Source organism: Pseudomonas sp. NPDC077408 (assembly GCF_050269105.1).
In the GTDB taxonomy this organism is placed as follows: Bacteria; Pseudomonadota; Gammaproteobacteria; order Pseudomonadales; family Pseudomonadaceae; genus Stutzerimonas.
The window spans coordinates 44,132-67,169 of sequence record NZ_JBNNHS010000004.1 but is presented as its reverse complement, the minus strand read 5'-3'; the positions used below and the strand labels follow the sequence as shown (position 1 = coordinate 67,169).

Here is a 23,038-nt window from a genome sequence, read left to right as displayed (position 1 = left end):
CGGGCCGATCAAAGAAAAATGCCAAGGTTCGGGGTGCCGATCACCGCCTGATCTAGCAGGATTTCGCGCCGCGCCAGTTTCAGCTGGCCGTTCTCGCGGCGCAGGATGTCGTGGCGTTCGCAGGGGATCAGGTCGAAGTCGTCGAAGTCGAAGCGGCTGCGGGTCACCAGCAGGTAGCTCAGCACTTTGTATTCGTCGGCCTTGTCGGTGCCGAACACGCGGACGTTGCTGACCAGGCGCCTGGTGCGCGAGGGCGGGTCCTCGCCCCAGGCGCTGCGGGTGTCGGTGATGCGCATGATGCGCACCATCAACGAACCATGACTCTCGTGCAGATGCTGGACGTTGCGCACTACGGTCTGCTGTTGCTGGCGGTTGGGACGGGTGAGGCGCAGCGGTGCGTTGTACTCGATATCCAGAGTCAGGATTTCGCTCCACTGCTTGAGTTGCAGGGTGTCCAGCAGCTCCGCTTCGTCGTAAAGAAAGTCGACGATTTCGCTATGGAGGGGGCTGCCGCTGGCGATGCGCTTGCTGCGATCGGTTGACGGTAGGGGTGTGGGGGCAAGCAGGGTTTGTAAATCGTTCATGGCGATCTCCGTGAGGCTGTGCGTGCAGTCGGCCGCGCTGCGCAGCCGGACAGGGTGTACGAGGATGGGGGCGGTCAAGCCGTCATCAACGCGTGCCAGTATTTCCACCACTGCCACTGAGTATCGTCCTTGGTGAAACCCTCGCCGACATGACCGGGGCCGGGCCAGTCGGCGGGCTTGGCGTCGTCTTCGTACAAGGCCTGATACTTGAGGGTGATGTCCTCGCTCATCGCTCCCTTGGCCGCCAGCGTCATATGTGGCCAGGTGTCGGAGTCGTCCTGTTCGACCATGCCGGAGGTGCCGAGCAACTGGATCGATTGGCGCAGCATGCGTGCCTTGATTTCCGGCGGGGTATCCTTCTCGGCGAGGATCCAATTGACGAATTCCAGCTTGTCCGGCCCTTTGGGGATATAGGCGTGCAGAGCCATGGCGCCGAGCACGGTGCCGTCCGGCTGCGGCAGGTAGATGAACTCGAACAGGCCATTAGGGAAGAAGTTGCCCACCTGCGGCGGACGCCAGCTCATGACGTGCAGTTGCTCCGGGCTGAAGCGCTCGAGCAGCTCCGGCACCATTTCTCGGGTGATGCCCGGTGGTGGCAGCAGGGTGAGTTTTTCCTCGGCGCTCATGGTGGACGGATCGCGTCCGGTGAGGCGCTGGATCTTGCGGTCCAGTTCGATGCAGCGCATGGTGTGGCCATGTTCGGTCCAGACTTCGACGCCGTACATTTCCGGGCTGAGGTCGCCTCCCTTGCCTTCGGCATCCGGTTTCTTCGCGTAGGGGCCGACCTCGCCCAGCCAGCGGTGCAGGGTCAGGGTGTGGAAACCGTCCGACGCGGATTGCTCGCAGGCGGTTTTCCAGTTGGCGCGAATGATGAAACGCTGCGGTGGGCCGAGCACTTCCATGCCAGCGGTGGTGCGGCACCAGAGAGTATCGAAATACCATTTGGCATCGCCCAGGAAATCCTCGAAGGACGGGCCGTCAATGCTCCAAGTGGCGAAAATCAAGCCACCGTAGATCGACACGCGGGCCTTGTGCAGGCCGAGCTCGGCCTTCGTGCGCATTTTGCCATGCATGCACTCTTTCTCCATCGGCGCGGCGATGAAATCGCCGTTGGGCCTGAAGGTCCAGCCGTGGTAGATGCACACATGGGCAGCGGCGTTGCCCCCATCGACCGTAGAAATCTTCATACCTCGGTGCGGACAGACATTCAGGGAAACGTGGATCTGCTCGTCACCGGCGCGGGCGACAATCACCGAATCGGAACCCATGTCCCGGACGATGAAGTCTCCTTTATTTGGTATCTCGGTTTCGTGGCCGAGAAAAACCCAGGTTTTGGCAAAGATCTTTTTCATTTCCAGGGCATAAAGCTCGGGGTCGGACAGTGTCCGCATCTTCACTTCATGAGTTTCCATGTCGATGAGGTCAGACACTGCAGTCCCGTCACTCAAGACCGGATTCGTGTTGGTAGCCATTGCGCTCTCCATCCATTGTTATTATTTCGTTGCACAGAAAACGAATAAATGTGCAGCGTGGTGCCGAGTATCCACGTGATTTCCTCTCGGCAATTGACATGGATCAATAGATGGATGCGTCGCGATATGTGCTCGCCTATCGCGTTTTTTTGCCGCTTTCATAACCATTTATTGAGCATGGCGGTGACTGCGACAAAAACGCTGAGTAATAGACCTATGTCTGTCCGATCTAAGAACAAGGAGCTCGCGTAGCGTCTAGCTCGGGCCGTATGCGTTATTTTTTTAAAGTAAGACAGATTCCGATTTTGTGTATTTAATAGGGTTGGCTACATTGGAATGAGGCCAAACGACAAGGCGAAGCTGATGCATCTTGGGCTCAACGGAAAGGTGGCGTTGATAACCGGCGGCACGACGGGGATTGGATTGGCAGGGGCGCTGGCTTTGGCGGCAGAGGGCGCAAAGGTTGTGGTGTCCGGAAGGCGTACAAGGGAGGGTGAACAAGCTGTTATTACGATTCGCGAGGCAGGCGGGCTAGCCGAGTTCGTCCAGGCTGACGTCAGCCGGGCCGTCGAAGTACAGAGGCTGGTCGAGCAAACGGTGGGATTTTGGGGGGCAGCTGGATATGCTGATCAATAGCGCTGGCATCGAGGGGACGCCGTTCGTCCCGCTCGCCGATTACTCCGAGGATGACTGGGATCGGGTATTGGACATCAATCTTAAAGGCACCTGGCTCTGTATGAAATACGCGACACCCCACCTGCTTCGGCAGCAGGGCGCGAGCATCGTCAATGTTTCATCGATCGGCGGCGTCAACGGTGGGTCTCTCGGAGTGGCTTACCATGCCAGTAAACACGGCGTTTTGGGCGTGACTCGCGCAGCTGCCATTGAATATGGCTCCCAAGGTCTGCGCATAAACGCGGTTGCACCAGGTGTATTTGCCACGGAGATGTCCGAACGTTTGTTCAGCGAGGATAAACATGAGACGGTTGCCCAGACTAACCCGATGAAGCGCTGGGGCCGGCTGGAAGAAATCGCCGCCGCAATTGCCTGGCTTTGTTCGCCTGCGGCCGGCTACGTCAACGGACACACACTCGCTGTAGATGGCGGTTTTCTCATTCAATGAGGCGCGCCATTCAGCGCACCGGTTGAAGGTTGTACGTGTCGCCTGCGAAGAGACAACACCAGAATAAACCCGACAGCCGAAAGCAGCGCCGCGCCGAGGAAAACCTCAGCAAGGCCCAGGCTGGCTGCAGCGAGCCCCATCAAGGGGCCGGCTAACCCGACCGCCAGATCGAAGAACAGCGAAAGTGCGCTTAATGCGGAGTTGCGATTGGCGTCTGGCGTACGCGCCAGCGTTTCTACCGCAAGTCCGGGGTACACCCAGGACACTCCCATGCCAGTCAGCGAGGCTCCGAAAATCGCTATCTCGGGTGAGGGGGCCAGCCAGATGAGCAGCAGTCCGAGGCCCTGTACCAACAGGCACACTGTAACCACTGGATAGCCACCGAAACGTACCACTACGTTGGGCGTGACAAGCCTGGCGACGATGAAAGCGGCGCCGAAGCCGGTCAGACACCAGGCGGCATTGGCCCAGCCGAGGCTGTCGAAATACAAAGCTATGAAGGCGGTCAGACTGCCAAAGCCGGCTGAACTGCACGCCAATGCCAAACCGTTGGGCACCACCGACCAGAATACGTCGAAAAAGGGCAGCCGTTCGCCGCGCAACAGCGGCGATGAACGCCTGACCATCGCAAGAACCAACGACAACAGACCGAGCAAGACGATGCACAGGCCGAGGCTGGCTAGACTGAACTGATCGCTGATCAGCACGCCCAAGGGCGCACCGACGGCGATACCGCCATAAGCGGCAATGCCGTTCCAGGACATCACCCGTGCGGTATGCGCCTTGCCATGCAAGCCGATGGCCCAAGTACAGCAGGGCGTGGAAATCATGGCTGAAGCGATGCCCTGAATTATGCGTGCGCCAATCAGGATCGAGACGCTGAGCCAGGGCGAGGCGTACATGACAATCGCCAGCGTGGTCAGTACGCCGCAGACTGCAAGGCCGGCCAGCCCGACGATGACAGCCCATTTCGCGCCGAAGCGATCGGCCAGCACGCCGGCCAATGGTCGTGACAGCAGGGTCGACACGTACTGCGTGCCAATGACGATGCCTGCCAAGACAGTGCCAAACCCAAGGTCGTTGAGAACGAAGCTGGGTAATACGGCCAGCGGTAATCCATTGGCCACATAAGACATGAAGTTGAAGCAGACGATGAAGATGATCGACAACGTGAGCCGGGTGGGATGTGTGGTTCCGGTATCCAAACAGCTAGCTCCTGAGGCGGACGACGCAGGCTTATGCCCCGAGAGAAGGAAAGAGATACCGAGCGGACCCGTCGGTTCGCTGGATCGTGCGGGCTCCGTTTCGCCTAGAAAACACCGTCGGATGAAGCGGACAGATCACGCCATTGCTCGATTTGTTCTTTCATTTTGTCGAGCTTGCTGGTGATCGCTTGGTAGGCGTCGGACCCCGCGACGTAGCGGAGCGGCGGCGTTTCCATATTCGCGATTTGCACAAGCGCTTCACCCAGTTTGGCGGGATTGCCTGTCTGTCGATGGTTGTTGGCGGCTGAGCCTGCTCTGATCTTCGCGGTAAACGTTGCGTAGTCCTCAAGCCCATTGGCGCCGAACACCGCAGAGCTTGGATCGAGAAAATCCGTACGGAACACGCCGGGCTCAACCAGCGTAACCGTGATGCCGAATTGGCTGACTTCCTGAGCCAGCGACTCGGAAAATCCTTCTACGGCGAATTTGGAAGCGCAGTACAGCGCGGCGCCGCCCATGGCTACCACGCCGGCCACCGACGAGACATTGAAAATATGGCCGCTGCGCTGTTTGCGCATGATCGGCAAGGCCGCTCGGCATAGGTTGAACACGCCAAACACATTGGTGGCGAACTGTCGCTCGGCATCGCTGGGCGTATTTTCTTCGAACGCGGCGAGTTGCCCATAGCCGGCATTGTTGACCAGCACATCGATGCGTCCGAAACGAGTGATGGCAGTCTCAACCGCCGCTACCGCCTGGTCTTCTCGGGTAACGTCGAGCTCCACGGCAAGCGTTTGTTCGGGAGCTTGCGCGACGAACTGATCCAGCTGTTCGAGCCGGCGGGCGCTGATCACTACATTATCGCCAGCGGCGAGCGCTGCCTGAGCAATCGCCGCGCCGAGGCCGCGAGAAGCCCCGGTAATGAACCAGGTTCTGCTCATTTCATATTCCTTGAGGTGGTGGTCAGTGCCTGATTGTCATCGACGTTCAGTCGCGGTTGGCCGCTTCCCAGGCTTTCAGATCGAAGCCCTCGGCAGCTGCTGTCTGGGGAGTGAGCCTGGGCGGGCGGGCGAGAATCTTGCGTGCCGCCATGTGATCGCCCATGCGATTACAGGACTCCACAGCAACCAGATGCTGATTGCGGAAACACAGCACCGATACTTCACGCGACTCGACCGAGCCTAGCACCACGGTACTGTCGTAGCCGGTCGAGAGCCCAGCGATCTGCAACTTGAGGTTGCCCTGATCTGTCCAGAACCACGGCAAGGCGGAGTAGGGCGCGGGCTTGCCCATCAGCCGCGCCGCAATGCAGCGGCCCTGATCGACGGCGTTCTGCACCGATTCAAGCCGGGTTGGCTGCTCATCGTTATACAGGCAGGGGAAGCAAGCGGCATCGCCAAGGGCGGAAATCTGTGGATCCACGGTGAGCAGGCTAGCGTCGACCTTGATGCCGTTTTCGATCTGCAAGCCTGCTTCGGTCGCCAGTTGTACGTTGGGGATCACGCCGATGCCGAAGACCACGAGGTCGGCCGGCAGCGTACGGCCATCAGAGGTTTCCACTGCGCATACCCGCCCGTTTTCGCCAATGACGCGCGCGAGACCCTGACGAAAGTCGAAATGGACGCCCCAATGTTCATGCGCATCCCTGAATAGCTCCGACATTTCTCGCGACAGTGCGCGGGCCATGGGGCGATCACCCAGTTCCAGCACATGCACGGTAGCGCCAAGCGCTGCTGCGACTGCTGCGAATTCGAGGCCGATAAAGCCGGCGCCAACCACGACGACATTTCGCGCTTCCTTTACCAACGGCGCCAGCACATCAGCATCGGCCTTGGCCTTGATGCCGAAAACACCTTCCAGTTCGGCACCCGGAACGGGCAGCGGACGATTGTGCGCGCCGGTGGCAAGCACCAGATGGTCGTAGGTGGCAACGGCGCCGGAAGCGAGCAATACCCTGCGGTTCAAACGGTCTATCGCCGTGGCCTGGTCATGCAACAGCTCGATACGTTGAGTCTCGAAGAATTCGGCAGGACGGAAGAGCAGACTCGTCTCGGTAATCTTGCCGAGCAGGTAGGCCTTGGACAGCGGCGGCCGCTGATAGGGCAGGCCAGGCTCATCGCCGATCAGGGTGATTTTTCCGTCATAGCCTTCCTGGCGCAGCGAAGCAGCTACCTGAAAGCCGGCGTGGCCAGCACCGATGATCACTACCGAGGCGAGAGACATAGGACCTCCTTGAATTACGCCAGCGTGCGGCGCTTAGAATTGGGACTCGGGCAGGTGGATAACCAACCCGTCCATGGCTTCGCTGATCACCAGCTGACAGGTCAACCGGCTGTTGTCGCGCCGCTCGAACGCATAGTCCAGCATGTCCGACTCCATACCTTCGGCGGCGGGAAGTCTTTCCATCCACGCTTCTTCGACATACGCGTGGCAGGTCGCGCATGCGCAGGCTCCACCGCAGTCCGCCGGAATTCCAGGGACCGACGCAAAGGTTGCGGCTTGCATCACCGACTGGCCGATGTCACCGATAACCTGATGCTGTGTGCCGTTGTGTTCGATAAAGGTCAAGGTAGGCATGGTCTGCTCCGTTTTTATTTGGGTCAGGGATGGGCGAGCATGGGAGACGCGGCAAAGCGCGGTGTTCGACCCAATGTAAGCAGCAACAGCGGGCCAACGACGCAGCAGGCCGCTGAATAGAACAGCATGGCGTTGTAGTTTCCGGTAGTGCTCAGCATGTAGGCGAATAGCAACGGGGCGAGCGCTGAGGCCACGGTATTCAAGCCTTGATGCACGCCGAACAGCCGGCCGTATTCGCGCAGCCCGAAATAGCGTGCGATCAGGAATGCGGCAATATCGAACTCCGCCCCGGCGCCAAAACCGACGAGCACGGCGGCCAGCAGCAGTGAAGAAAACTCTCCCGTTCCGCTGAGATAGATCGCACATCCTATGGCTGGAAGCGCCAGGCTGATCGCCGATATCGCAGGCGGCCACACGCGGTCAAGCAAATAACCGATCAGCATGCGACCGAAAATGAGCGAAAAGCCAAAGCCGCTAAAAATAAGGTTGGCATCGCTTGCCGACAATCCTCTGGATTGCAGCATCGGGACTGTGCTGGTGACCATGCCCACGATCGAAGAAATCACCAGGCCGAGCGCGAGGTTGCAGGTCCAGAACTTTCGCGAGGCCATGCCTTCGCGGAAGGACATGCCGGGCAGTTTCTGTAGATCGGCTGCTCTGTCCGACTGGATCCCTGCAGCGCCCGGAACCTTAAACCACAGCAAGATGAGCGGAAGCAGTACCAGTAGATTGAGCAAAGCGAGAATCACGAACGCGGCGCGCCAGTCCCATTGGCCAATCCCCCAGGCCATCAATGGAGGTATGGTTGCGGCGGTGATGCCTGTGCCGGACAACCCGATCGCCAGCGCCAGCCCACGGTTGCGGTCGTACCAGAGGCTGAGCAGTTGGGTCCAGGTGACTGCCAGCGCACCCATGCCAAGAATGGGGAGCACGGCGAAAGCGAAATACAGCGACCAGATAGATCCATTCAGCAATGTGGTTGCCAGGTAACCGAGGGAGAGCAGCAGCAGGGAAACGACGGTGACCCGCTTCATGCCGTAGCGAAGGTTGAACCAGCCGACCAACTGCAGCGAAATGACCGCGCCACCGAACAGAAAGGTGATGCTTGCTTGCAGCTCACTCTTGCTCCAGCCAAAGGCGTCGCCCAGCGGTACGACGAGGGTACCGAAGCCATAGAGAAGTGCCGCGTTGATACTGATAGCGACGCCCGCCACGGCGAGAATCAGGATTTTCCAGCTCTGGCGAAATTCGAGGGTATCGATCGCCACTTCGCTCTTCGAAGAGGGCATGGTTTGGCTTCCTTATAGATATTGTTGAGCCAAGCGAAACGCGTAGTGCTGTTGAATTCTTAATGTGAAATCAAATACTGTATTGAGAATAAAGCGACTGTGGCAGCCTGTCTAGCCATAGGGCCTCAAACATATAACAACAAGATGGGGATCATCATGCCAACCCTGGGCCGCTTCACAATCGGAGCGAAGCTCCTGCTGCTCCCGCTTTTTTTTATCGTCTCGCTGGTCGTCCTCTCGGGCGTCGCTTATCAGGGGCTGGAAAGGCAGCAGGCCGTGATAGATGAAATAGACCAGTTGCGGTTTCAACAATATAAGCGGGTTCTTGAAACGTCTGCGGCTTCCCAGACGGCGATGATCAACGCGTACGCCATGGTGGTCCGAATTCTCGAGTCCAATGGGCAGGCTTCAAGCGAGGAGCTGGAGGTCTATCTGGAAGAGATGGATTTGAGTTCCGCCGAGATGCTAAGCCTGCTCGACAACGCGGCGAAAGAAACACGACTTGTCGAGGATGAGCAGACTGCTTACCAGACCGTGCGGGAACAAGCGGCGATTTATGCGCGCGGTTTGGCGGACATGAAACAGGCAGCCCTAAGCTACCCACCGCAAGCGGTATCGCTTCTTGGCATTGTACGTTCGGATTTCAACAGTCTTTCCGGGCAGTTCAGCCGCTTGCTGACCCTGCAGGAAGAGCTCACCTCCGCTGCGTTTACCGGCGCCAGCGACCGGGTGAAAACCGTAGTGGAAGTGCTCGTCGGCGTGCTGTTAGCTGCAATAGCGGTGTCCTTGCTGGCGAGCGTCATGTTGCGGGGCCAGATTGTCCGATCCATCCGTGTAATCGAGCGCGCGTCGATCAAGCTGCGCGATGGCGATCTGACTCAGCGTGTACGAATCATCGGTCGTGACGAAATCGCCCATACAGGCCAAGCGTTCAACGAGCTGATCGAGAGCTTTCAGCAGGCGTTGCGGCGCGTGGCGGGCGTGGCGGCAGCAGTGGGGGCTTCGGCGGAGGAGCTGGTTGTGACATCGACGCAGGTCGCGCAGAGTTCGGCCAGTCAATCCTCCGCAGTGACGCAGGTATCCGCTACGGTCGAGCAAATGAGCGCTGGCATCGCCTCGATATCGTCCCATGCCCAGAAACTGCGCAGTTCCGCCGATGCCAGCCAGAAGGGGGCCGAGGCGGGGCACTCGACACTGACGCGACTGCTTGGAGAAATAGAAAGCGTGCGCCAGGCCTTCGCCGCCATCCGCGTTTCGGTGGGTGATTTCGTAGAGAGCACATCGGCAATCACTGCGAGCATCACGCAGGTAAAGGAATTGTCGGCTCAGACCAATCTTCTTGCTTTGAACGCGGCGATAGAGGCGGCGCGTGCAGGCGAGAGCGGGCGCGGCTTCAGCGTGGTTGCCGATGAGGTAAGGAATCTGGCGCAACGTTCCGCGCTGGCAGCGAATTCGATCAATGACCTCACCTTAAGGTTGGATGATCAGTCGGGAGTGGTCGACCAAGCGCTGCAAGCTGGTACGGTCGCGCTGGACGACAGCAGCAAGCTCCTCGTGGAACTTGAGAGCACGCTGCAACAGGCAGCTGTGCTAGTAGGGGATTCGACACGCGGCGTGGATGAGATTGCAAGGGCAGTCGAAACTCAAAGTGAAGGCGGGCGTGATATCGCCTCGAATGTTGAGCGCATAGCGCGCATGGCTGGCGAGGGTGATGCGATCACTCACAGCGTTGCAAGCGCTGTTGCGGGACTTCGCGAGCTTTCACAGGAACTGAACCTTGCGGTGAGCCGTTTCAGCTTCGAATCTGAAGCGGTGGAATGTTCAAAAAAATAATGTACAAAAAATCGATAAGTGTTCATTATCAGTGGTAGCTGGGCCTGATAAGGAGACAACAAATGAGTTCAGAAAAAGTACAATTCAAAGTGGTTGCCGACCGTGGCCGCTGCTGCGGATATGGTCTGTGCGCGTCAGTCTGCCCGAGCATCTACAAGCTCGATGCTGATGGCCTTGTGTATCTCGATAGCGACCTCGTTCCCGTAGAGCTCGAAGAAGAAGCCCGCGAGGGTGCAGCGGCTTGCCCCGCCGAAGCGATTTGGCTCGAAGAAATCAGATGAATGACGAATCGGCCTAGTCGCTGGTAATAGGACTAGGCGGATCGGGATATCGGGAGGACAGCAATGGTAGGTCGCTTACAGAACAAGGTTGCGCTGATCACCGGTACTGGCGGTGGGCAGGGTAGGGCAGCCGCGCTGCGTTTCGCTCAGGAAGGCGCCATTGTGGTGGGTTGTGACTTCAATGGGCCGGCGCACGAGGAAACCGCTGCGCTGATGCAGGAGCAGGGTTTGCGCTTATATGGCATGGCTCCGCTGGATCTTGGCGATCACGAACAGGCCAAGGCCTGGATCGACGCCGCCGTGGCCGAGCATGGTCGCATCGACATCCTTTATAACAACGCTTCGGCCGCGCGTTTTGGTGCGGTTAGCGAGATGTCAATCGAGGACTGGCACTACACCATCCGTAATGAACTGGATCTGCTGTTCTACACCACCAAATACGCTTGGCGTCATCTTGCCGAGCAGCGTGGCGTGATTATCAATATTTCATCCACTGCAGCGTGGGGCGGCTCCAAGGTCGCCGGCATCTCGGCGCATTCGGCTGCCAAGGGTGCGGTGGTGTCCTTTACCCGCCAGCTCGCGGTGGAAGGTGCGCCGGTTGGCATACGTGCTGTCAGCCTCAGCCCCGGATTCGTTGCGACGCCCGGTACCCGTGCATTTCTGGAGAATCCGGAAGCGCGTGCAGCGTTGCTAGATGGCGTGCTGATGGACCGTCCCGGTGAGCCTGAAGAGGTGGTCGCCATGGCGCTGTTTGTGGCTTCCAGCGAGGCCTCGTTCATTACCGGGTCGGATTTCGTCATAGACGGCGGGTTGCTCGCAATCTAGCAGCGCTCGTGCGGGCGCCGGTGGCGTCCGTGAACCTAGAACAACAAAGAGGTGAATTCTCGTGGATATCATCGGCATCGGTTACATGGGCTTCGAAACCACCAAACTCGATGAGTGGCGTGACTATGGCCCAAACGTCATGGGCTTCGGAATCGGCCGCAGCCCCGAGAGCGACCCCGATTCGCTTTATTTCAAGATCGACGATCGCCGCCATCGTTTTGCCTTCCACCCCGGTAAGGTCGACCGTCTCGCCTATATAGGCTGGGAAGCGATAGGGCGGATGGCCTTCGAGGATGCGTTGAAGAAATTCACCGCTGCCGGCGTTGAGTTCACCCGCGGCGACGCGGAGCTTTGCGAGAAGCGCGGCGTGCGCGAGCTGATCCGTTTTCGCGATCCGGTCGGCTATCAGCATGAACTTTTCTACGCACAAAAATGGACGCCACGCTCCTTCATGCCGGGGCGCTGCCATGGCGGCTTCGTTGCCAATGAGCGCGGTGCTGGGCACGTAGTGGTGATCACGCCGGAATACGGCCCCGAACTCGAGAATTTCCTGATCAACGTGATGGGCTTCAGCTGGTATGGCGCAGGCGCTGGCAAGGGTCGCACCGGCTTTTTCCGTTCCAAGCTGAACCATCACACCAGCCATGACATCGCATACGGGTTCGGGCCGGGGCGTATGGGTGTGCAGCATGTCGGCATCGTTGTCAGCAGCATCCGCGACGTTGGCGAGACCTATGACATCGTGCGTAAACGTGAGCTGCCAATGATGATGACGCTCGGCCAGCATGCCCAGGACCCGCACGTGTCCTTCTACCATTTCACGCCTTCGGGCTTCGCCATCGAGACCATTGCCGAGATCGAGCCGTGGCAGGGCGATCCGTTCGAACTCAATCCAGAAGTATTGAGCGTGTGGGGGCATGAAATGGTTGGCCCCATCCTCGGCCCGAGCGTGAAAACGCCTGAAGAGGTACTCGATCCGGATTTCTTGGCCAGCAAGCGCTGAGATGCGCATCGCGCGCGTGGAAGTTGCCGGCGAGGCCTTTTGGGCGTTGCTGGATGCCAACGGCCTTCGCTTGCGGGCCATTCGGGCGCCTTTCAGCGAATGGGCACCGTCGCTTGGCGCGGAAGGAGAAGCGGCGCTGGATCTCGACGCTGAGTGGATTCCTCTATCAGCGTGCCGCCTGCTACCGCCACTTCAGCTTGGCGGGCGGATTTTCGGCGTTGGGCTCAACTATCTGAGCCATCTCGAGCGGCTAGGTAGCAAAGCGCCGGCACATACCCTGGCGTATTCGATTCCGGAATCAGCTTTGGTTGGCGCGGGTGAAGACATTCAATTTCCAGCCGTGACGGGTGAGCTCGACTATGAAGTCGAGCTAGTCGCCGTGGTCGCCCGTCCTCTACTGGACGAGCCGCAGGCGAGCGCGTGCTTGCTCGGCTATACGGTTGGCAACGACATCAGTGCGCGAGATGCGGGCCGGCAGATCGGTCGTCTCGACCTGCTTACGCAAAAGGCCATGGATCGCACTACTCCGATAGGTCCCTGGATCGTTACTCTCGATGAGCTCGGTGGTCCCGGTCAGCCGGCACTGAATCTGCAACTGAGCGTTAATGGTGAACAGCGTCAGCAGGACAACACCGGAAACATGATTTTCCCGGTGGACGAGCTTCTGAATTACCTCGATGCACGAATAACGCTTCGCCCAGGGGATATGGTTTTTACTGGCTCGACGCATGGCGTGGCGCTGGAAACGGGCAACTTCCTAAAACCCGGCGATGCGATCGATGCCCGAATCGAGGGCGTTGGGCAACTGTGCAACCGCGTCGGTGAGCGGCGCGAGCTGCATGCTGCACGCAAGGTGGGCCGGCTTGGGCTGCCTGCGGGTGATGACGTTGTAGGCTAACTGGCGCCCGCCCTTTGCAGCCTTGTGTGAAGGAGCAGCAATGAAAGAGGGATCACCCTGGATTCCGTTCCGTCACCGAGTATTCCGAGGCCTCTGGTTTGCTGCTGCTGTCGTAAACCTGGCCATCTGGATGCAAACGGTCGGTGCGGCCTGGATCATGACGACGCTGTCGTCGTCACCGCTGATGGTCTCGCTGGTACAGACGGCGATGACGCTACCGGTCTTTTTGTTCGGCCTGCCAGGTGGAGTGATCGCCGATCTGGTGGATCGCCGCCGCTGGCTGATCGTAACGCAGGCGACGATGTTCGGCGCGGCCGCAGTCCTATGTCTGCTTGCCTACAGCGGCGAACTGGGTGCCTGGACGCTGCTTTTGCTGACCTTTGTTCTGGGTACTGGCAGCGCGTTGGGAATGTCCGCGTGGATGGTGACCATCGTCGATGTGTTGCCGCGAAGTGAGGTTCCGGCCGCAGTATCGCTGAATGGCATCGCGACCAATGCCGCTCGGGCATTGGGCCCGGCGATTGCCGGCGTGCTGATCGCATACTGGAACGCGGCATCGGTGTTTCTGGTGATTGCTCTGTGCATGACGGCCGTGATCCTGTTTATTCTCACCTTGAAATCGAGCCAGCAGGCGCATGACCTGCCGCCGGAAACCTTCAGCGGCGGCATGCGCAGCGGTTTGCGCTATATCCGGCACTCGTCAGTCCTGTTCAATGCGTTGAAGCAGGTGTTCGTGTTTACCAGTTGCGCCAGCGCACTATGGGCGCTGATGCCTCTGGTAGCCAAGGAAGAGCTCGACATGGACGCTGGCGGCTATGGCTTGCTCATGGCATTCATGGGCGGAGGGGCAGTGGTAGCTGCTCTCAATCTCACGAAGCTGTATCGCCGATTTACGTTGCGCACGCTCATTGCTGCAGGTGCGATCGCTTTTGCAGCTGCAACACTTGCTGCTGCCCTAACGCATAACCGTTACGTCGTGTGCGCGATGCTGATTTTCGCTGGCATGGGCTGGATGGCCGTGAATGCGACCATCTCCACGGTCGTGCAAACCTACGCGGCGAACTGGGTGCGTGCCCGGGTCGCTTCGGTGTACCTGCTAATGCTCATGGGGGCCATGGCGCTGGGCGGGGCTCTGTGGGGGGCGTTGGCAGAATATATCGGACTCAATAACGCGCTCATCATTTCTGCTGCGACTATTGTGTCGGGGCTTCTCATCACCCGTAACGGCACAATTGAGCTGGGTAACGAAGCTGATTTCGCTGAAGCGCAGCAGACTGACAAGCTGGTACTGGCACGCGATGTTTCTCATTCCGATGGTCCGGTGTCTGTGGAAATCAGCTACCGAGTCAATGATGCCGAACGCGACATTTTCGTCCGCACGGCCTATGCCGTCGGCCAATCCAGACGGCGAAACGGGGCACAGAACTGGCGACTTTACCGCGATCTGAGTGAAAAGAACCTTTACGTTGAGCGTTTTATCGTCGAGTCCTGGCTCGAATATTTGCGCCAGCGGGCTAGAGTCACCAAAGCTGACGAGTCTAGAGAAAATAGCTTGCAGCGATTCCGATGTGACACTTTGGCAACGCGCCGCTACATCTACCAAGCCCCTTCGGTAAACGATCAGTAATACCGCTTGGCATCCGTATGCTGAATTAGTTGCGGTGTTTTATTCTCAGTATAGAATGCAGATCTACAGCGAGCATGAGTTAGGGATCTGCATGAATAGCAACGAAATTTTAGACCTCGGTGAACAGCAGAAGGCCAACGGTGCCGTCCTTGTCAAACCGGTGGCCAATGCGATTCGTATCTTGCGGCATCTGAGCCAGGTCGGGACGCCAGAGCGCTCCGTTGATATCGCACGCCAGCTTTCAATCAATCCAAGCACATGCTTCAACATCCTGCGCACATTGGTCGCTGAAGACGTGGTGGATTTCAATCTCATGTCAAAGCGCTATTCGGCGGGGATAGGGCTGGCGCGTCTCGTTGAGCAGTTGGTCACCCAGGGGCAGCGGGTGCAGCTGGCGAAGCCGTTATTGCAAAGCTTGGCTGCGAGGCAGAGCATCACTGTCACGTTGTGGCGGCGCCTGGGTGCGGACCGCATTGTGATCGTCAGTTCCGCGGCGAGCCCCACGGACGTTCGAATCGATATGGCCGAAGGGCAACGTCTGCCGATGCTGATGGGTGCCAGCGGCAGATTGTTCGCTACGCAGATCGATCTCGACAGCCCCGAAATACGCGCGACCTACGACAGCATCCGCTGGGCTCGACCGTTGCCTTTCGATATGTACCGGGAAGAAGTACGCGAGGCTCAGAAGCGAGGCTGGGCAACAGACGATGGCCATTTTTCCGTGGGCATTCTTGCCGTTGCCGCGCCTGTTTTTTCCCCCGGCGGCAGTATCGACTTTACGGTTTCGGCAGTGATGTTCCGCGGTCAGCGTGATGAGGAGGGCATCGCCGAATTGGGCGATGCCCTCGTCGAATTCTGCAGCGAACTGACCAGCGTTCTCTTCTAGTAACTATTCCCGAACCAGCAAAAGGCTGCCGCCCAATGGGCCACCTCCAGCCGCCACTGCGCAGACTCTGTTCTCCGTAGTTTGTCGCCCCTCGGCTCGCCCCCATAGCTGCAGGCAGGCCTCATGCACATAGCCCAGGCCGTGGGTGCGGCCGCCGGAAAGCTGGCCGCCATTAGTATTGATAGGTAGCTCGCCGTCCAGCGCGATACGCTGGCCACCCTCGACGAACGTGCCGCTTTCGCCGGTCGGGCAGAACCCCAGGGCCTCCAGCCAGATCAAGGTGAGGATGGAAAAGCCGTCGTATAGCTGCGCGGAGTCGACATCCTGAGGGCGATAGTCGGTGCGGTCCCACATCATCCGACCTACGTCGAAAGCCGCCATCTGGGTGAGTGAGATCTGATCCCACGACCACGGCTGATTCAATGCCGCGCCAATGGATTCGATACGAATCGGCGTATTGCGTGTGTCGCGCGCAGTATCTCGCCGCGACAGTACGATTGCGGTGGATGCATCGCAATGTACGTCGCAATCGAACATACGCAGTGGAGTCGAGATCATCCGCGATGCCATGTAGTCGTCCATGGTCATTGGCGTTCGATAAAGTGCCTTGGGATTACGCATCGCATTTCGGCGACAGGTCAGGGCTATCTGAGCCAGCTGTTCGGGTCGTGTGCCGTACTCATGAAAATGGCGCTGCGCATAGAGCGCCATTAGGTTGATGCCGGACATTACGTTGAACGGCGTGAACCATTGCCAAGCGAAGCTGCTGTCGCGGCCCTGAGTCTTGTTGGTGAGCGCGCCAGCCTGCTTGTTCGACATGCGGGCCGATGCTTCGGTGATGGTGCGAAATACCAGCACGTGTTTGCACAGGCCTGCTTCGATGGCCATGGCTGCGTTGATCACGCCGGCAAGCGGGCCGGGGCCTTCATAGCCTGCACCGAACCAGTTTACGTTCAGGCCCAGTGTGCTTTTGAGCGCGCTGGGGCCAACGGGAGAAAAGGGGTCGCCGTTGTTGTTGTCCCCCGGCCAGCACGCGACACCGTCTATGTCGCTACGCTCCAGGCCTGCATCGGCGATGGCCTCCAGGCAGGCGTCCAGCGTCAGGCGCATGGCTGACAGCGATGATGGGCGGCCGACCTCGGACTGTCCGATGCCGGTGATGGCTACTTGTTTATCGTATCGACGATCGAACATTCATTGATCCCTTTCGAACATGGGCAGCCAGACATCTTCGACGTTCAGGAAGCTGACCCGGACCGGCATGTCGATATGCACCTGTTGCGGATCCATCCCGACAACGTTACTGACGAAGCGCAGACCCGACTGCTCGACCAACTCAATGATCGCTACGACGTACGGCACGTCGAGTTCGGCAGTCCATGGCTGGTAGTTAAGCGTGTAGCTCACCACTGTCCCTTTACCGGAGACTGAGCGTGGGCCGACCTCGAAGCTTGCACAGCGAGGACATATGGGTCCGGGAGGATGAAAGAACTGAGAACATGCTTTGCAATGGTGAATCAGCAATTCGCCGTGCCTGCCCCCCTGCCAGAAAGCGAGGGTATCGGCGTTCAGCGCAGGTAGTTTTCTAGGCATCGACATTTTCATCCAGGTGCGCGTCTTTCAGTAACGTTATCATTTGTACATAAAATCGAAAAGTGTCATATTTAGTTTCGGGTTGGTACTGCTTCAAGCGGTGCGTCGTGGAACAAAAACAAGAGGATTTCAGTATGTCCCAGTCATTGCAGGACAAGACCATTGTCGTCACAGGCGGCTTCGGCGTGCTTGGTAGAACCCTTGGCGATCTGCTCCTGGCCAGAGGTGCCCGCGTGGCGCTACTTGACCGCGCCGAGCCGTCCGGTTCGTTACCTGAAGCTGCACAACTGCATGCCATCGGCGGCGTTGACCTGACGTCCGTCGACGCGGCAGCGGAGGCATTGAACAGGGTAGTCGAGCATTTCGGGCGCATCGATGGATTGGTCAACGTAGCCGGCGGTTTCGCCTGGGAAACGCTTGAATCCGGAAGCCTCGATACCTGGGATCGCATGTATCAAATGAACGTGCGCACGGCGGTAGTAGCTTCCCAGGCGGCACTGCCCCATCTCACCGCGACTGGTTCGGGGCGGATCGTAAATGTCGGCGCATTGGCCGCACTCAAGGCTGGCATGGGTATGGGCGCCTATGCGGCGTCCAAGGCTGGCGTGGTTCGTCTGACCGAGGCGCTGGCAGAGGAGGTCAAGGATCGGGGCGTCACTGTCAATGCCGTGCTGCCAAGCATCATCGATACGCCGACCAATCGCGCCGACATGCCGGACGCCGATCCGAGCCGCTGGGTATCGCCAGCGGCTCTGGCATCGGTAATCGCGTTTCTCCTGTCGGATGACGCAGCCCCCGTAACCGGCGCCTGCCTGCCTGTGAGTGGTCGCGTATGAGACTCGTAACCTACACCGATGGCGCTGGCTTCGAGCGCGCCGGGGCATTGATCGAAAACGATGGACTGATTGTCGACCTGCAGATTGCCTATCGCAGCATGCAAGGTCGCGAGAGCCCCGAATTCGCCAGCGTTCTGGCGTTGATCGAAGGCGGCGAGCAGGTGCTCGAACACGCTCGGACGCTGATAGCCAAGGCGCCTTCCGCGGCTGTCATCGAACGCGCCACCGTCAAGCTGCGTGCGCCGATCCAGCCACCGCCGCAGATGCGTGACTGTTCATGCTTCGAGCTGCACCTGAAACAGAGTTTCGCCGCTGCCAGACGCGCGCGTGCCCTACGTACGCCGGACCCAGAAGCAACGCTGAAAGCGATGAACACGGGTGCCGATGACAGGGTAATCGAGACCTTTAATCGACAGCCGATCTATTACAAATGCAACCGCTTTGCAGTAGTCGGTATCGACGATGAGTTTCAATGGCCGAGCTTTAGCAAAGCATTGGATTTCGAGCTGGAATTCGGCTGCTACATCGGTAAGCGGGGCAAGGACATAAGCCGTGATACGGCCCGCTCGCACATCGTTGGCTACACCATATTTAATGACATGAGCGCGCGCGATGCCCAGGCGAAAGAAATGTCTGGAATGCTGGGTCCCGCCAAGAGCAAGGATTTTGATACGGCCAACATTATGGGCCCCTGCCTGGTCACCGCCGACGAGTTGGGCGATCCCTATGACCTGGACATGGTGGCGCGGGTGAATGGTGAAGAATGGGGGCGGGGCAACACCCGAGACATGCGCTGGCAGTTCGAAGATGTCATCGCTCATGTTTCACGTGCGGAAACCCTATACCCCGGTGAGTTTCTCGGTTCCGGCACCGTGGGCAATGGTTGCGGGCTGGAGCAGTTGCGGTATCTCAAACCAGGAGACCTGGTGGAGCTGGAAGTGCAGGGTATCGGCGTGCTGCGAACACGTGTCGGAACCGCCACGAAAGATGACTGAGGTAATTGCCTGTTTGGCTAGTTCGCCTTGATCAGTACCTCAAGTAAACCATGTCGGTTTATTTCAGCAGCAAGATGTCACATAAAGAACATGGGCATCTAGTATACATATTATCAAAAAGTGTCTTATATTTAGCTTGTCCTAATCGCCATCGGCGGCTATGCCCTATAAACAGGAGGCAATCATGCTAACAACAACGAGCCCCGTATTGTCCGACGGAACCAAGGTCTCGGATCTTATCTACCCAGCGACACGTGAAGTACAGATGCGCGTCCTGAGCGACCGGGAAATCTATGAGCTGGAGATGGAAAAGATCTTCGGCAAGATCTGGGTTCTCCTCGGCCACGAATCTGAAATCCCTAACTCCGGCGATTTCATCGTGCGCGACATGGGCTCGGATTCGGTGATTGCCGCCCGCGGTAAAGAGGGCGAGGTTTTCGTTTCGCTCAATGTTTGCCCGCATCGAGGAATGCGCATCAGTACCGCCGATTGCGGTAACACGCAGATACACAAGTGCATCTATCACGGTTGGGCGTTCCGGCCCAACGGTGATTTCATCGGCTCGCCAATCGAGCGTGAGTGCATGCATGGCAAGATGACGCCCAAGGAAGAACTGGGCTTGAAGAAGGCACGGGTAACTCTCTATGGCGGTCTGATCTTTGCGACCTGGAACGTCGACGGTCCGTCATTTGAGGACTTCCTCGGCGATGCCAAGTGGTATTACGACATGCTCTTCTGCCGCAGCGACAAGGGCATGGAGGTATTGGGCCCACCGCAGCGGTTCATCGTGAACGCCAACTGGAAAACCGCTGGCGAGCAGTCGGCTGCCGATGGCTTCCATACCCTGACCTTGCACCGCTGGCTGGGTGAAGTAGGCAACTACGCGAAGAAAGGTGAAGGCGAGGGCGAGGGTACCGACCTGAGTCCGGAAATGATCGGCGTCGAGATCAGCTCTCCACACGGCCATGCACTGCGTTGTATCGATCTGGCGCGCAAGATCAAGCGCCTGACAGGCCTGGACCCGGCGACCTTGTCGGTCGAGGAAAAACTGAACGCGCTGCCTCCCGCAGGTATGACGCGTGACATGGTCGAGCAGCTGGCGCGTAACCTCAGTGAAGATCAGCTTAGGGTGCTGACTAGCATGCCGCCGCAGGTAGGGGGCATGTTCCCGAACATTCTGTTTGGCTTCGTTTATATCCCGCAGCCGGATGGCAGCGTGGTCGGCTCTATGACGTTGCACGCCTATGTGCCTCAAGGTCCAGACAAGCTTGAGTTCGTCAACTGGATATTTGCAGAGAAGGATGCGCCACCAGAGCTTCGTGAAAAGATGCTCAAGCAGACCATCCAGCTGTTTGGTACATCCGGCATGGTCGAGCAAGACGACTCCGACACTTGGCCTCACATGACTCAGTCCGCCAAGGGCGCAATGGGTCGCAAGAGCACGCTCAAGTACCAAGCCTGTTTCGAAACCGGGGCGCCGGAAGGATGGCCAGGCCCAGGCATCGTCAATGAAGGCTTTACCAAAGACGATACTCAGTGGCACTGGTGGCAGTACTGGCATGAGCTGATGACCGCGTCGGACGAAAAATAAACGCTCGCTGGCCCGGGTCACGACAATAAAAAAGTAATGGAGATTTCCATGGCAGAAGTTCAACAACGCGGCGAGGACCAAATCCAGCCGGGCTCTCCGGTCGGTATTAAGCGTGTGCCGGTCGGGGCGGATATTTACAACCAGGTCGTGACCTTCCTCTATGAGGAAGCAACGCTACTGGATCAAATTCGTTTGCAGGAATGGGCAGCACGGCTTGATACCGATCTGATCTATACCGTGCCGCTGCGGCATACCCGCACCCAGTCCGAGCTGTCGGTGAGCATCGTGCGTAGCGTGCAGCATTACCACGACGACTATCGGTCGATCATGGGGCGTGTGCTGCGTCTCTCTGGCAAGAGCGCCTGGGCGGAAGACCCGCCATCGCGTACGCGGCGGTTGGTGACGAATGTGTTCGTCGAGGAAACCGCCACCCCTGGTGAGTATGTGGTGACCAGTTATCTGCTGCTGACGCGCAGCCGGTTCAAGGACCACCACGTCGACATCATCAGTGGTGAGCGTCGCGACGTGCTGCGTATGCACGAAGATGGTTTCAAGTTGGCGCGTCGCGAAGTCATTATCGACCAGGCCGTTCTGGGCACTCCAAACCTCGCTGTATTCCTCTGATGATGAGCCCGCATCTCTTTCGGGATGCGGGCCGTCTCATTGCAAAAGCTCGTCCTTCCCTATGAGCCACGGCTGTTCAGCCAATCCTGATCACTTGCGCACAGTTCTTCTTGGGACGATCCGAAATCCCACGTCGACCCCTTCATCCGTATGGCCTGTTCCGCCCGTTCGGGTTGTTGGCTATAGCAGAGGCCGCTCGGGGCTGCATGTGTCTGCCTATCCAGGTCACGTTCTCTTCCCAGCGAAATGAGCGTACAGCGGCGCAGTATCAAAGCAGCCTCCGCTTCCTCTTCCGATAAAGTTTGCAACGCCCAGCGCGCCATCCCCTCGCGTAGATTGACGCCGGCATAAGTCTCGGGAGCCTCGATAAGCGGACCATTTACGGACCAGTCCAGTTTCCAGTCCTGATCTCGCGTCAATCTCGCGATTGTTCGATTGTCGACCCGGCCAGGAATCTCGATATCGTAACGACGCCTGCGATTCTGACGGGCAGCTGCGGCAATCGCCAGCCCTGCCAGATCGAGTAGATGCGTGCACTGGTGCGTTGCGTCCGTCTGGCGGGTTACCGAGTGGGCGACCCGGCTGAGCGGCATGCCGACCAGGCGCTCAAGGGGTTCGGTTGCCTGCAGGCAGGCGGTATAGGGGTACCTTATCGCTTCGCCACCGACAGCAATCAGTGCGCCGGCTTGGTATTTCGCCCATACGCGGAAGTGGTGAAAGTCATCTTCGAGAGCCGCGCGAACTTCACCTTCGCCGTGTTCTTCGCTGGTCACTATGTCCACTCGGCGACGAAACGTACTCATCTAGTTATCCTTTTATTGCTGAATAATGCCCGATGATGCGGACAAGAGTATATTTGAACACTATAGTAAAAACTGTCTATCTAACAACAAGAAAGGAGGGGCTATGAAACTGCTACGAGAGCGTGTGGCGCTTATCACTGGCGCGGGCGGCGGTATAGGTCGAGGTGTGGCGTTGAGCTTCGCCAAGGCGGGCGCTGCGGTGGTAGTTGCAGAGCTGGACGAACAAAGCGGTACAGCCGTAGCGCAAGAGCTGAAAGCGTTGGGCGCCAGGGCGCTCTTTGTGAAGACTGATGTTTCCAGTAAAGAACACATCGAGGCGGCCATTCAGGCTGCCGTGGATGAGTTCGGCGGGCTCGATATCCTGGTGAACAACGCCTTCGCGCCTACGCCCAACGTTCTGCTTGAAGATAAGACCGATGAGATGCTGGCCCAAACGCTCAACTCCACAGTTTGGGCGGCCTGGTGGGCGATGAAAGCTGCGCTGCCTCACATGAAGGTGCGTGGAGGCGGAAAGATAGTCAACTTCTACTCCATCGACACCGAGATCGGTGCGTGGCTGCATGGCGATTACAACACCGCAAAATCAGCCATCGTCGGCTTGACCCGCAGCGCTGCCTCGGAGTGGGGGCGATTCAACATTTGCGTCAATGCCGTAGCGCCCACAGCCATGGGCGCTACCTTTCATAAGCTGGCGGCGGAAAACCCGGGGTTCGCTGAAATGTCGGCCTCGATGCGGCCATTGGGACGCTGTGGCGATCCGGAGGAGGACATTGGCCCGGTAGTCGTATTCCTGGCCTCGGAGATGTCGCGTTTCATTACTGGCGAGACCATTCACGTGGATGGCGGCCTGCACTTGCCGGGCTACAACTCACGCCCTAAAGACGTTCCAGTTCGGGAGTACTGAAACAATAGTGGGCGCAGCTCTTGCTGCGCCCACATGCCATTCCCATTCCTTAGCCCGCCTCGTTTTTTTGCGAGGTGGGAAAGGGGCTA

The 23,038-nt window shown here is 58.5% G+C and carries 24 protein-coding genes; 14 read left to right on the top strand and 10 right to left on the bottom strand.

From position 1 onward, the window contains the following. Positions 1-8 precede the first annotated feature (8 nt). Both ACQKEK_RS12850 and ACQKEK_RS12845 read right to left on the bottom strand, forming a co-directional pair. Positions 9-584, bottom strand: coding sequence for a 3-phenylpropionate/cinnamic acid dioxygenase subunit beta (locus ACQKEK_RS12850; protein WP_319299210.1), 576 nt, complete (start codon positions 582-584; stop codon positions 9-11). Positions 585-658: 74 nt separating this feature from the next. Further along, positions 659-2,056, bottom strand: a complete 1,398-nt coding sequence (locus ACQKEK_RS12845) for an aromatic ring-hydroxylating dioxygenase subunit alpha (RefSeq protein WP_319299209.1) — start codon at positions 2,054-2,056, stop codon at positions 659-661. A gap of 336 nt (positions 2,057-2,392) precedes the next feature. Between ACQKEK_RS12845 and ACQKEK_RS12840 the strand changes: the two genes are divergently transcribed. Both ACQKEK_RS12840 and ACQKEK_RS12835 read left to right on the top strand, forming a co-directional pair. Further along, positions 2,393-2,692: an SDR family NAD(P)-dependent oxidoreductase gene (locus ACQKEK_RS12840; protein ID WP_499143011.1), complete on the top strand. Its 300-nt coding sequence runs from the start codon at positions 2,393-2,395 to the stop codon at positions 2,690-2,692. Continuing rightward, positions 2,679-3,179, top strand: a complete 501-nt coding sequence (locus tag ACQKEK_RS12835) for an SDR family NAD(P)-dependent oxidoreductase (RefSeq protein WP_499143009.1) — start codon at positions 2,679-2,681, stop codon at positions 3,177-3,179. The genes ACQKEK_RS12840 and ACQKEK_RS12835 overlap by 14 nt, the downstream gene beginning before the upstream one ends. Here ACQKEK_RS12835 and ACQKEK_RS12830 read toward each other — a convergent pair. The 5 genes from ACQKEK_RS12830 to ACQKEK_RS12810 all read right to left on the bottom strand — a co-directional run bounded on the left by ACQKEK_RS12830 (position 3,173) and on the right by ACQKEK_RS12810 (position 8,250). After that, positions 3,173-4,384 carry an MFS transporter gene (locus ACQKEK_RS12830; protein ID WP_499143007.1) on the bottom strand — a complete coding sequence of 404 codons (1,212 nt, stop codon included), beginning with the start codon at positions 4,382-4,384 and terminating at the stop codon, positions 3,173-3,175. The two genes, ACQKEK_RS12835 and ACQKEK_RS12830, sit on opposite strands and share 7 nt — an antisense overlap. 104 nt (positions 4,385-4,488) lie before the next feature. Then, a complete protein-coding gene (locus ACQKEK_RS12825) occupies positions 4,489-5,325 on the bottom strand; it encodes an oxidoreductase (protein WP_499143005.1) in 837 nt (278 codons plus the stop codon). A 46-nt stretch (positions 5,326-5,371) separates the two neighbouring features. Continuing rightward, entirely contained in the window at positions 5,372-6,607 is a 1,236-nt protein-coding gene (locus ACQKEK_RS12820) for an NAD(P)/FAD-dependent oxidoreductase (protein ID WP_499143003.1), read from the bottom strand. Positions 6,608-6,640: 33 nt separating this feature from the next. After that, the gene (locus ACQKEK_RS12815; protein ID WP_319299204.1) at positions 6,641-6,961 is read right to left on the bottom strand and encodes a 2Fe-2S iron-sulfur cluster-binding protein; all 321 of its coding nucleotides are present in this window, start codon (positions 6,959-6,961) and stop codon (positions 6,641-6,643) included. Between the two features lie 23 nt (positions 6,962-6,984). Continuing rightward, a complete protein-coding gene (locus ACQKEK_RS12810) occupies positions 6,985-8,250 on the bottom strand; it encodes an MFS transporter (protein ID WP_499143001.1) in 1,266 nt (421 codons plus the stop codon). Between the two features lie 156 nt (positions 8,251-8,406). On the opposite strand from ACQKEK_RS12810, the gene ACQKEK_RS12805 reads away from it, so the two are divergent. The 7 genes from ACQKEK_RS12805 to ACQKEK_RS12775 all read left to right on the top strand — a co-directional run bounded on the left by ACQKEK_RS12805 (position 8,407) and on the right by ACQKEK_RS12775 (position 15,603). Next, entirely contained in the window at positions 8,407-10,083 is a 1,677-nt protein-coding gene (locus ACQKEK_RS12805; RefSeq protein WP_499142999.1) for a methyl-accepting chemotaxis protein, read from the top strand. A gap of 62 nt (positions 10,084-10,145) precedes the next feature. Beyond that, positions 10,146-10,364 (top strand): ferredoxin, encoded by a 219-nt coding sequence (locus ACQKEK_RS12800; protein ID WP_319299201.1) that lies wholly within the window; start codon positions 10,146-10,148, stop codon positions 10,362-10,364. A gap of 63 nt (positions 10,365-10,427) precedes the next feature. Then, positions 10,428-11,189, top strand: coding sequence for an SDR family NAD(P)-dependent oxidoreductase (locus ACQKEK_RS12795; RefSeq protein WP_319299200.1), 762 nt, complete (start codon positions 10,428-10,430; stop codon positions 11,187-11,189). A gap of 61 nt (positions 11,190-11,250) precedes the next feature. Beyond that, positions 11,251-12,192 carry a VOC family protein gene (locus ACQKEK_RS12790; RefSeq protein WP_319299199.1) on the top strand — a complete coding sequence of 314 codons (942 nt, stop codon included), beginning with the start codon at positions 11,251-11,253 and terminating at the stop codon, positions 12,190-12,192. 1 nt (position 12,193) lies between these two features. Next, on the top strand, positions 12,194-13,090 hold the full coding sequence (locus ACQKEK_RS12785) for a fumarylacetoacetate hydrolase family protein (protein WP_319299198.1): 897 nt from the start codon (positions 12,194-12,196) through the stop codon (positions 13,088-13,090). Between the two features lie 40 nt (positions 13,091-13,130). Next, a complete protein-coding gene (locus tag ACQKEK_RS12780; protein WP_319299197.1) occupies positions 13,131-14,717 on the top strand; it encodes an MFS transporter in 1,587 nt (528 codons plus the stop codon). A 91-nt stretch (positions 14,718-14,808) separates the two neighbouring features. Continuing rightward, a complete protein-coding gene (locus tag ACQKEK_RS12775; RefSeq protein WP_212619692.1) occupies positions 14,809-15,603 on the top strand; it encodes an IclR family transcriptional regulator in 795 nt (264 codons plus the stop codon). A 3-nt stretch (positions 15,604-15,606) separates the two neighbouring features. On the opposite strand, the gene ACQKEK_RS12770 is transcribed toward ACQKEK_RS12775, so the two are convergent. Together ACQKEK_RS12770 and ACQKEK_RS12765 are read right to left on the bottom strand one after the other, a co-directional pair. After that, positions 15,607-16,797, bottom strand: a complete 1,191-nt coding sequence (locus tag ACQKEK_RS12770; protein WP_319299196.1) for a thiolase family protein — start codon at positions 16,795-16,797, stop codon at positions 15,607-15,609. Beyond that, the gene (locus ACQKEK_RS12765) at positions 16,798-17,196 is read right to left on the bottom strand and encodes a Zn-ribbon domain-containing OB-fold protein (protein ID WP_319299195.1); all 399 of its coding nucleotides are present in this window, start codon (positions 17,194-17,196) and stop codon (positions 16,798-16,800) included. 134 nt (positions 17,197-17,330) lie between these two features. Between ACQKEK_RS12765 and ACQKEK_RS12760 the strand changes: the two genes are divergently transcribed. The 4 genes from ACQKEK_RS12760 (at position 17,331) to ACQKEK_RS12745 (ending at position 21,242) form a co-directional block, all read left to right on the top strand. After that, the gene (locus ACQKEK_RS12760; RefSeq protein WP_486036354.1) at positions 17,331-18,032 is read left to right on the top strand and encodes an SDR family NAD(P)-dependent oxidoreductase; all 702 of its coding nucleotides are present in this window, start codon (positions 17,331-17,333) and stop codon (positions 18,030-18,032) included. Continuing rightward, on the top strand, positions 18,029-19,027 hold the full coding sequence (locus ACQKEK_RS12755) for a fumarylacetoacetate hydrolase family protein (RefSeq protein ID WP_319299193.1): 999 nt from the start codon (positions 18,029-18,031) through the stop codon (positions 19,025-19,027). Before ACQKEK_RS12760 ends, ACQKEK_RS12755 begins: the two co-directional genes overlap by 4 nt. A 184-nt stretch (positions 19,028-19,211) precedes the next feature. Then, positions 19,212-20,618 (top strand): aromatic ring-hydroxylating dioxygenase subunit alpha, encoded by a 1,407-nt coding sequence (locus tag ACQKEK_RS12750; RefSeq protein WP_319299192.1) that lies wholly within the window; start codon positions 19,212-19,214, stop codon positions 20,616-20,618. 48 nt (positions 20,619-20,666) lie between these two features. Further along, on the top strand, positions 20,667-21,242 hold the full coding sequence (locus ACQKEK_RS12745) for an aromatic-ring-hydroxylating dioxygenase subunit beta (RefSeq protein ID WP_312965229.1): 576 nt from the start codon (positions 20,667-20,669) through the stop codon (positions 21,240-21,242). A gap of 59 nt (positions 21,243-21,301) precedes the next feature. Here the strand turns inward: ACQKEK_RS12745 and ACQKEK_RS12740 are convergent, their stop codons facing one another. Further along, entirely contained in the window at positions 21,302-22,045 is a 744-nt protein-coding gene (locus ACQKEK_RS12740; protein ID WP_312965231.1) for a DUF2889 domain-containing protein, read from the bottom strand. Positions 22,046-22,148: 103 nt separating this feature from the next. Here ACQKEK_RS12740 and ACQKEK_RS12735 point away from each other — a divergent pair, with 103 nt between their 5' ends. Then, positions 22,149-22,949: an SDR family NAD(P)-dependent oxidoreductase gene (locus ACQKEK_RS12735; RefSeq protein ID WP_312965233.1), complete on the top strand. Its 801-nt coding sequence runs from the start codon at positions 22,149-22,151 to the stop codon at positions 22,947-22,949. Positions 22,950-23,038 lie beyond the last annotated feature (89 nt).

Excerpts from the sequence above, each read along its gene's own strand:
- ACQKEK_RS12805 (WP_499142999.1), top strand. The coding sequence starts at position 8,407 with ATGCCAACCCTGGGCCGCTTCACAATCGGAGCGAAGCTCCTGCTGCTC.
- ACQKEK_RS12795 (WP_319299200.1), top strand. The coding sequence starts at position 10,428 with ATGGTAGGTCGCTTACAGAACAAGGTTGCGCTGATCACCGGTACTGGC.
- ACQKEK_RS12800 (WP_319299201.1), top strand. The coding sequence starts at position 10,146 with ATGAGTTCAGAAAAAGTACAATTCAAAGTGGTTGCCGACCGTGGCCGC.
- ACQKEK_RS12745 (WP_312965229.1), top strand. The coding sequence starts at position 20,667 with ATGGCAGAAGTTCAACAACGCGGCGAGGACCAAATCCAGCCGGGCTCT.
- ACQKEK_RS12840 (WP_499143011.1), top strand. The coding sequence starts at position 2,393 with ATGAGGCCAAACGACAAGGCGAAGCTGATGCATCTTGGGCTCAACGGA.
- ACQKEK_RS12740 (WP_312965231.1), bottom strand. The coding sequence starts at position 22,045 with ATGAGTACGTTTCGTCGCCGAGTGGACATAGTGACCAGCGAAGAACAC.
- ACQKEK_RS12835 (WP_499143009.1), top strand. The coding sequence starts at position 2,679 with ATGCTGATCAATAGCGCTGGCATCGAGGGGACGCCGTTCGTCCCGCTC.
- ACQKEK_RS12765 (WP_319299195.1), bottom strand. The coding sequence starts at position 17,196 with ATGCCTAGAAAACTACCTGCGCTGAACGCCGATACCCTCGCTTTCTGG.
- ACQKEK_RS12850 (WP_319299210.1), bottom strand. The coding sequence starts at position 584 with ATGAACGATTTACAAACCCTGCTTGCCCCCACACCCCTACCGTCAACC.
- ACQKEK_RS12845 (WP_319299209.1), bottom strand. The coding sequence starts at position 2,056 with ATGGCTACCAACACGAATCCGGTCTTGAGTGACGGGACTGCAGTGTCT.
- ACQKEK_RS12780 (WP_319299197.1), top strand. The coding sequence starts at position 13,131 with ATGAAAGAGGGATCACCCTGGATTCCGTTCCGTCACCGAGTATTCCGA.
- ACQKEK_RS12755 (WP_319299193.1), top strand. The coding sequence starts at position 18,029 with ATGAGACTCGTAACCTACACCGATGGCGCTGGCTTCGAGCGCGCCGGG.
- ACQKEK_RS12815 (WP_319299204.1), bottom strand. The coding sequence starts at position 6,961 with ATGCCTACCTTGACCTTTATCGAACACAACGGCACACAGCATCAGGTT.
- ACQKEK_RS12825 (WP_499143005.1), bottom strand. The coding sequence starts at position 5,325 with ATGAGCAGAACCTGGTTCATTACCGGGGCTTCTCGCGGCCTCGGCGCG.
- ACQKEK_RS12775 (WP_212619692.1), top strand. The coding sequence starts at position 14,809 with ATGAATAGCAACGAAATTTTAGACCTCGGTGAACAGCAGAAGGCCAAC.
- ACQKEK_RS12770 (WP_319299196.1), bottom strand. The coding sequence starts at position 16,797 with ATGTTCGATCGTCGATACGATAAACAAGTAGCCATCACCGGCATCGGA.
- ACQKEK_RS12735 (WP_312965233.1), top strand. The coding sequence starts at position 22,149 with ATGAAACTGCTACGAGAGCGTGTGGCGCTTATCACTGGCGCGGGCGGC.
- ACQKEK_RS12820 (WP_499143003.1), bottom strand. The coding sequence starts at position 6,607 with ATGTCTCTCGCCTCGGTAGTGATCATCGGTGCTGGCCACGCCGGCTTT.
- ACQKEK_RS12760 (WP_486036354.1), top strand. The coding sequence starts at position 17,331 with ATGTCCCAGTCATTGCAGGACAAGACCATTGTCGTCACAGGCGGCTTC.
- ACQKEK_RS12810 (WP_499143001.1), bottom strand. The coding sequence starts at position 8,250 with ATGCCCTCTTCGAAGAGCGAAGTGGCGATCGATACCCTCGAATTTCGC.
- ACQKEK_RS12750 (WP_319299192.1), top strand. The coding sequence starts at position 19,212 with ATGCTAACAACAACGAGCCCCGTATTGTCCGACGGAACCAAGGTCTCG.
- ACQKEK_RS12785 (WP_319299198.1), top strand. The coding sequence starts at position 12,194 with ATGCGCATCGCGCGCGTGGAAGTTGCCGGCGAGGCCTTTTGGGCGTTG.